This window comes from Nonomuraea insulae (genome assembly GCF_042656245.1).
This window is the reverse complement of sequence record NZ_JBHSPA010000149.1, coordinates 1-1,176: the sequence shown is the minus strand read 5'-3', so window position 1 is coordinate 1,176 and position 1,176 is coordinate 1. Positions and strand designations below refer to the sequence as shown.

General features: G+C 58.2%; 2 protein-coding genes. Both read right to left on the bottom strand.

What is annotated here, in order from left to right:
• A partial coding sequence (locus ACFPZ3_RS70160; protein ID WP_379525370.1) for an IS3 family transposase occupies positions 1–861 on the bottom strand: 861 nt, incomplete at its 3' end.
• Positions 862–875: 14 nt separating this feature from the next.
• Positions 876–1,169 (bottom strand): transposase, encoded by a 294-nt coding sequence (locus ACFPZ3_RS70155; RefSeq protein WP_379525369.1) that lies wholly within the window; start codon positions 1,167–1,169, stop codon positions 876–878.
• Positions 1,170–1,176 lie beyond the last annotated feature (7 nt).

The window sequence follows — 1,176 nt, the reverse complement described above, 5'->3', positions numbered from 1 at the left end:
CGCTGCTCGCCGATTCTCAAACCATTCGTTGAACACTTCAAGCGGTGGCCGATAACCGACTGCCGAGTGAAGCCGGCGCGCGTTATAGAACCCTTCGATGTATTTGATAATGGCTCGGCGCGCGTCCGCTCGGGTGGCGAATGCCTGGTGATGAATCAGCTCGGTCTTTAGCTTTCCAAAGAACGATTCCGCCATGGCATTATCGAAGCATATTCCGGTTCTTCCCACCGAACGACGGACGCCGTGCTTCGCGAGAGACCGCCCGAACTCGAACGAAGTGTACTGGCTTCCTCGGTCGGAATGAAAGACGGCACCCTCAGGCAAATCGAGACGCCCGGCAGCCATATCGAGCGCCGCACACACCAAGCTCGCCGGATAGCGCATATCGATCGACCAGCCAATCACCGATTTTGAGAAACAATCAATGACCGTAGCCAAGAAGAGTGCTCCTTCGCCTGTATCGATCTGCGTGATATCGCCTACCATCTTCTCTCCTGGCGCGCTCGCGGTGAAGTCTCGCCCTACCAGGTCAGGGATCGGCCCGGCAGTCGCGTCGGCCACCGTGAGGCTCCTGCGCTTCTTGACCTGCACCGGGACCAGCCCCATCTCGTTCATCAGCAGGCGCACGGTCTCGTCGTCACACTCGATGTCCTGACGTTTCAGCTCGGCATGGACGCGCCGATAGCCGTACGTGCGATCCGAGCGGGTGAATTCTCGGCGAATATGCTCCTTGAGCGTCTCGCGGCGTTGCGCCCGAGTCGACGGCGGTCGGTCGTGCCATTCATAATACCCGGACTTCGACACGCCGAGGAGTCGGCACATCATGACGATCTCGAAATTGGCCTCTTCTGCGCGAATCAGGGCGTACTTCTCGCTTACCCTTGTTCCTTTGCGAAGTAGGCCGCGGCTTTTTTTAGGAAGCTGTTCTCGGCTTCAAGTTCCTTGACTCGGCGCTCCAGTTCGGCGAGCTGTGCCCGGTCGACCGACTCTTGTGCCTCCGGAGTGCTTCCCTTTCGCTTCTTCTTCTCATCGTTCACCCAATTGCGAATGGTTTCTGCAACCAGATTGTACGCGCGTGCTGCCTGGGCGCACGTGTGATTTCCATCCAGCACGTACGAGGCGACTTCGGCACGCAACTCAGGGGAGTACTGCCTTCGCTTTTTCGACACTTACCCT